The sequence below is a fragment of the Acinetobacter stercoris genome (genome assembly GCF_900323515.1).
GTDB lineage: Bacteria > Pseudomonadota > Gammaproteobacteria > Pseudomonadales > Moraxellaceae > Acinetobacter > Acinetobacter stercoris.
This window is the reverse complement of the sequence record NZ_OOGT01000212.1, coordinates 1-6,587: the sequence shown is the minus strand read 5'-3', so window position 1 is coordinate 6,587 and position 6,587 is coordinate 1. Positions and strand designations below refer to the sequence as shown.

6 protein-coding genes and 1 pseudogene are annotated in these 6,587 nt (G+C 38.9%); 5 read left to right on the top strand and 2 right to left on the bottom strand.

Features of this window, described 5'->3' with window-relative positions; all coding sequences use genetic code 11:
- Positions 1–70 precede the first annotated feature (70 nt).
- Entirely contained in the window at positions 71–1,042 is a 972-nt protein-coding gene (locus KPC_RS16710; protein ID WP_121975483.1) for an aliphatic sulfonate ABC transporter substrate-binding protein, read from the top strand.
- Between the two features lie 92 nt (positions 1,043–1,134).
- Positions 1,135–1,878: pseudogene (locus tag KPC_RS16705) on the top strand (ABC transporter permease); the annotation flags it as partial.
- A gap of 20 nt (positions 1,879–1,898) precedes the next feature.
- On the opposite strand, the gene prmC reads toward KPC_RS16705, so the two are convergent.
- Together prmC and prfA are read right to left on the bottom strand one after the other, a co-directional pair.
- Positions 1,899–2,714: a peptide chain release factor N(5)-glutamine methyltransferase gene (gene prmC / locus KPC_RS16700; RefSeq protein ID WP_121975481.1), complete on the bottom strand. Its 816-nt coding sequence runs from the start codon at positions 2,712–2,714 to the stop codon at positions 1,899–1,901.
- Positions 2,714–3,802 (bottom strand): peptide chain release factor 1, encoded by a 1,089-nt coding sequence (prfA, locus tag KPC_RS16695; protein ID WP_121975480.1) that lies wholly within the window; start codon positions 3,800–3,802, stop codon positions 2,714–2,716. Before prfA ends, prmC begins: the two co-directional genes overlap by 1 nt.
- Before the next feature lie 361 nt (positions 3,803–4,163).
- Here prfA and KPC_RS16690 point away from each other — a divergent pair, with 361 nt between their 5' ends.
- From KPC_RS16690 to KPC_RS16680, 3 genes are all read left to right on the top strand, one after another.
- Positions 4,164–4,583 (top strand): glycine zipper domain-containing protein, encoded by a 420-nt coding sequence (locus tag KPC_RS16690; RefSeq protein ID WP_121975479.1) that lies wholly within the window; start codon positions 4,164–4,166, stop codon positions 4,581–4,583.
- Between the two features lie 231 nt (positions 4,584–4,814).
- Positions 4,815–5,291 (top strand): hypothetical protein, encoded by a 477-nt coding sequence (locus tag KPC_RS16685; protein ID WP_121975478.1) that lies wholly within the window; start codon positions 4,815–4,817, stop codon positions 5,289–5,291.
- Positions 5,292–5,433: 142 nt separating this feature from the next.
- A complete protein-coding gene (locus KPC_RS16680; RefSeq protein WP_121975477.1) occupies positions 5,434–6,438 on the top strand; it encodes an LLM class flavin-dependent oxidoreductase in 1,005 nt (334 codons plus the stop codon).
- The last annotated feature ends 149 nt before the right edge of the window (positions 6,439–6,587 follow it).

Sequence of the window (6,587 nt, the reverse complement as noted above, 5' to 3'; positions counted from 1 at the left end):
CTTTAATTTTGTTTTGTGAAATTTCACGTAAAGAGATACATATTTAACTCCTTTTTTCTAGGGGGTATCCATGAAACACTTTTCTAAAAAACTTTCACTTTTATCTTCCATACTCATTGCCTCACTAAGTAGTGGATATGTTTTAGCTGCTATACCCTCAACATTAAAGCTTGATTATGCTTATTATTCACCTACAAGTTTAGTCGTAAAGGAACAAAAATTATTAGAAAAAACTTTACCTAAAACAGAAATTAAATGGGTCTTTAGTCAAGGAAGTAATCGGTCTCTTGAATACTTGAATAGTGGTAGCGTTGACTTTGCCTCTACAGCTGGCTTGGCTGCTGTTTTAAGTCGTGCTAATGGCAGCCCGATTAAAACCATATATATCCAGAGCCAACCTGAATGGACAGCTTTAGTTACAGGTAAAAACTCTAATATAAAATCACTTAAAGAACTTAAAGGTAAAAAAATAGCTGCAACCAAAGGTACTGACCCTTATCTCTTTACCTTACAAGCTTTAAATACAGTAGGATTGAATAAACGTGATGTGCATTTGGTTCCCTTACAACACCCTGATGGAAAAACAGCGCTTGAGCGTGGACAAGTTGATGCCTGGGCTGGCTTAGACCCGCTTATGGCTTCAGCTCAGATACAATCAGGAGCAAAAATTATTTATCGTAATGTTAATTTTAATAGTTACAGTGTATTAAGTGTCAAAGATCAATTTGCATCACAAAACCCTGAAGCCATTGAAGCTGTCATTAAAGCCTATGAAGAAGCCCGAAAATGGGCTAAAGCTAACCCAGATAAACTAGCTGAATTACTCGCTCGTGAAGCAAAACTTCCTTTAGCTGTTGCAAAACTACAGTTAAGCAGAACTAATTTCGACCAAAATATTCCATCAGCCAAACAAGTTACCGCGCTTAAAAAAGCAGGTTCGATTTTGACCGAAGAAGATTTAGTCCGTAAAGGAACGAATATTACACAAGTTGTAGATCAGCTCTTTGATGCGAAATATGCACAAAAAGTGGTTAAAAAATAATGGGAATATCGACATTATCCAGTAAGGGTAAACCACTTATTGAACAAAGCCAGAACAATCAGCGCTCTGGTCTTTATTCAAAAGTCAAAAAATGGATTAAAGGATTAACACTGCCTATTATTTTTATCATTCTATGTGAATATGCAGTACGGGCAGGTTTTATCGATGCTTATCTATTACCTCCACCAAGTAGCTTATGGCAATCATTCCTGGATTTAGTACAAAATGATTTGTGGAAACATATTTATACCAGCACATGGCGAGTTTTTCTGGGATTCTTTATTGGTAGTGGTCTTGGACTATTTTTTGCTGTTCTGGTAGGTCTAAATAAACAGGTCGAAGAATTTTTAGAACCCACATTTTCTGCTATCAAATCAATTCCAAGCCTTGCCTGGATCCCCCTTTTACTCCTTTGGCTTGGTATTGACGAAGGTTCCAAGATTACCTTGATTGCTATAGGTGCTTTTTTCCCAACCTATACCAATACTGTTGCTGCCATCCAAAATGTTGACCATAAGCTGATAGAGCTAGGAAAAGTTTACCGTTTGTCATACTTGCAGCAGGTTTTCCAGATTATTCTCCCTGCTGCATCGCCTGGAATTTTGACTGGCCTAAGAAATAGTCTAAGTTTATCGTGGATGTTTATGATTGCTGCCGAACTCATTGCGGCAACTCAAGGTATTGGCTATCTTCTCACGGATGGTAGAGAAACATCGCGACCAGATATTGTAATTATTTCCATTATTCTTTTAGCTGTTTTAGGTAAAATATCAGATAAGGGAATGAAGATTCTAGAAAATTTTCTACTAAGATGGCGTGAAAATGATAAAAAATAAAGCTCAATAGAGCTTTATTTTTAAATCCACTGCCCTAAAGTGACACGATCATTCCCTGCATAATCTTTGATGGTTTTTATATGACTATAGCCTGATTTCTGAAAAATGGCTTGAACAGCAGCACCCTGATCATAACCGTGTTCTAACACAATCCATCCCTGATCATTTAACCAGTCTATACCTTGCGAGATAATAACTTCTATATCAGCCAGTCCCTTATTTCCTGCCACCAATGCTCGTTCAGGTTCAGATCGTAAATCAAGCATATGCTCATCTTCAGCATCAATATAAGGTGGATTGGATACAATCAAATCAAATTTTTGCTTAGGCAAAGCATTAAACCAAGCACCGCAAAAAAAATTAACTCGATTTAAATCATGTAAAACGGCATTTTCTCTGGCTACATCCAAAGTAGGCAAATAAATATCCGTTGCGGATATATTCCAGTCTGGCTTTTCACTCGCAAGTGATAATGCAATTGCTCCTGTGCCTGTACCCAAGTCAACAATATTTGCATTTGCTGGCAAGCTTAAAGCCAGAACAGTTTCAACTAAAACTTCCGTATCAGGACGTGGAACCAAAGTATCCCTTGTCACTTTAAGGTCTAAAGTCCAAAAGGGTTGAGAACCAATAATATATGCCAAAGGTTCACCATTTTCGATACGTTGAATTGCCTGAAGATATGCTTGTTGCTGTTCAACAGTCAAATTCTGAGCAGCCCTAAATTTAAATTCAAGCGGATTCAGTTTTAAAATAAACTCAAGCAACCATGCATTTTCTTGCCGTTCGTAGCTATCAATCTCACCCCGAACTGCCAAAGCTTCTGCAATATTCATTAGCCACCATTTTGCTGTGCAAGCAATGCTAACTGATCTGCCTGGTACTCGCGATGCAAACTATCTAATAACTCGGTCAAATCACCTTCCATAATCGCATCTAGCTTATAAAGCGTTAAATTTATACGATGATCTGTCATACGTCCTTGCGGATAGTTATATGTACGGATACGTTCCGAACGATCCCCCGAACCAACCAGATCACGGCGCATTTCTGAAGTTGCTGCATCCTGGGCAGCACGTTTGGCATTTTCTAAACGAGATACCAAAAGTGCCATCGCTTTAGCTTTATTTTTATGCTGTGAGCGCTCATCCTGACATTCGACCACAGTTCCTGTAGGAATATGGGTAATACGTACCGCCGAGTCAGTTTTGTTAATATGCTGACCACCTGCACCTGAAGCACGGTATGTATCAATACGCAAATCCGCAGGGTTAATTTCTACGGTAGTATCAACATCTACTTCAGGCAAAATCGCAACAGTACATGCTGAAGTATGCACACGCCCTTGAGATTCAGTCGCAGGAACACGCTGTACACGGTGTGCACCACTTTCAAATTTCAAACGGCCATATACACCTTCACCATTGATCAGGCAAATAACTTCTTTATAACCGCCATGCTCACCTTCATTTTCTGACAGTATTTCAATACGCCAACCCTGTGTTTCAGCATACTTACTATACATACGGAATAGATCACCCGAGAAAATGGCAGCTTCATCCCCACCCGTCCCTGCGCGGATCTCCAGATAAGCTGAATTGGCATCATTTGGATCTTTTGGAATCATTAGAATATTTAAATCTGATTCAAGACTTTCAAGCAAGGCTTTATTTTCCTGAATTTCTTCTTGTGCCATATCTTTAAAATCAGGATCTGACAGCATACTTTCCGCAGTTTCGATATCTTCTTCTGCTTGTTTGTATTTAGACCAAACTTCAGTAATCTCACTTAAATCATTATGTTCACGTGATAAGTTACGAAAGCGTTTATTGTCTGAAATGACTTCTGCATCTGCTAATAATGCGGTTAATTCTTCATGTCGATCACATAATTGATCTAAACGTAAACGTAACGATTCTTTCATTTTAAGCTGTATCTCAATCTATACCTTAGCTTCGATTTATATATACGAAGTAATAAGTAAATCCGAATTGTGCATAGTGTAACGATTCTCTGGTTTAAATGACATAACTATTAAATTGCAGATAAAAAAGATTTCATCATCTGATTTACATACTTGATTGATGCAAANCATTCTTCACTTTAAATTCAAAATTTCTCTTTTTCTGATATTTTTTTAGACAATATTAATAGAAAGCATACAATCAGAAACCAAACATGTTAGGAAAAGATGTTCATCTCCACATTTTTAGTGAATCCTTTTGTTACATTTACTGCATTGAGATAGAGCTGTCCAGATATAGATATAGGACATGGAGCAAACAATGAAATTAAACGCGATTCTTTTTAGTTCTGCATTGGCAGTAACTTCATTATTTACAGTAAGTGCCCATGCAGATAATACAGCTCGTGTTGCAGCAACTTCGGCTTTAGGTGGTGTTGCTGGTGCAGCTATTGGTAAACACATGGGTGGCAACTCAGGTGCCATGATCGGTTCTGCAGTTGGTGGTGCAGGCGGTGCTGCTGTTGCTGCCAATCGGCGTGATCGTACTTCTGCCGCTATCGGTGGTGGTCTTGGTGGTGTTGGTGGTTATGCTGCAGGTAAAAGTATCGGTGGTACTTCTGGCGGATATGTCGGTGCTGCTCTAGGTGCTGGTGCTGGTAGTGCTCTCGGTAACAAAATTTCAAAAGATAAGCACTCTTCAAATAAACGTTATCATAAAAAACGTCATCACCGCCGTTAATTGTTAAACATGATCAAAATGAAAACGCCCTACTCAGGGCGTTTTTTTTATTTTGGATGATATTTTATTTTTAGTCTCATTTATAAAAACTTCACAATTCAACAAATCAGAAACAATCAATTCACTAAACTACAATACTCCCAGTAAAATCCTCCATATTCAGTCAGAATTATTTTGTTACTTTAACTTCAATGAACAAAAGCAGATAAAAGCTTCAAAATGGAGTGAGCTATGAAATTTAATAAATGGTTATATGCAATCGTATTAGTAACATCTACTGTCGGAATCACGCATGCGGACAGCGGTCTAGGTGTAGCAGCGACATCTGCTCTAGGAAGTGTAGTTGGTACTGCACTTGGTAAACAAATGGGCGGGAATACAGGTGCCATGATTGGCTCTGCTGTTGGCGGTGCAGGAGGTGCTGCTGTTTCAAGTAACCGTCGTGATCGTGCTGGTGCTGCAATTGGTGGTGGCCTTGGTGGTGTCGGTGGTTATGCTGCTGGCAAAAGCATCGGTGGTACAACAGGTGGATATATTGGCGCTGCTCTTGGTGCAGGCGGTGGTTCTGCGCTAGGTCGTCAAGTAAGTCAGGACCGACGTTATGACGATAGTTATAGATATCGTGGTGACCGTTATGATCGTGGTTATTATCGCCATGACAATGGATTGCATCGTGGTCACTATAAACATCACCGCCATGGACGCTGATCTTCCCCGTTTATTTAGACCTAATTTAATAGCACCTTCGGGTGCTTTTTTTATGTAATGTTTTTTATATATCGATTAAACACGATATACAAAGCAGAACTTATATCGTAATATTTCGATATAAACATTTAAGGATATTCCAATGCCAACACTTAAAGATACCAAATTCTCAATATTAGAACTCGCACCAGTGCGGGATGATAAAACCATTGAATTTTCTTTAAAACACGCACTGGAATTAGCAAAGCATGCTGAACAACTCGGTTATGATCGTCTATGGCTTGCGGAGCATCACAATATGGATGGCATTGCCAGTTCTGCGACATCCGTACTTCTGGGTTATCTATTGGCAAATACAGAAACACTAAAAGTAGGTTCTGGCGGGATTATGTTACCTAATCACGCCCCTTTGGTTGTTGCAGAGCAATTTGGTACTTTAGCAACTCTATACCCTGACCGTGTAGAACTTGGGCTAGGCCGTGCCCCTGGCACGGACCAAGTTACTATGCGAGCACTGCGTAGAGGTCGTCAGGAAACTGAAGATCAGTTTCCACATGATGTTGTAGAGATTTTAAATTATTTTGACGATCCTGTTCCTCATCAGAAAATTGTTGCGACACCAGGTCATGGCACCCACGTTCCTGTCTGGTTGCTTGGCTCAAGTTTATTCAGTGCACAACTTGCTGCAAAATTAGGCTTACCTTATTCTTTTGCATCGCATTTTGCACCGCGTATGCTGCAGTCAGCGATTACGCTCTACCGCGAAAATTTTGAACCATCAAAATACCTTGCACAACCTTATGTATCTATCGGTGTACCGACAATTGTAGCAATTACAGATGAAGAAGCACAGTTCCTTGCAACAAGCGCTTATCAACGCGTACTTGGTTTAATTCGTGGCCAAAGCCTAAAATTAAAGGCACCTGTAAAAAGTATGGAAGGTTTATGGTCTGTTCCAGAAAAAATGTCAGTTGATAATTTTTATGCCATGGCTCAAATTGGTAGTAGTGAAACTGTTAAAAATGGCTTACTGGACCTACTGGAACAGACTCAGGTAGATGAGTTTATTTTTACATGCGATATTTACGATACAGATAAACGCCTAGAAAACTTTAGTTTGCTTATGGATATCAAACATTCAATTTGATCGAGATAATGAAAATCTTAGTATCTATTGATATTTAAAAATATGTTATCGCTATAGTTAAATCAATTCTTTGTAAAACGTTGAAAATAGCAAAATGATAGCCCGGTTTTACTGTGAAATTTGAAATAATTTTAGCGATAACATGAATT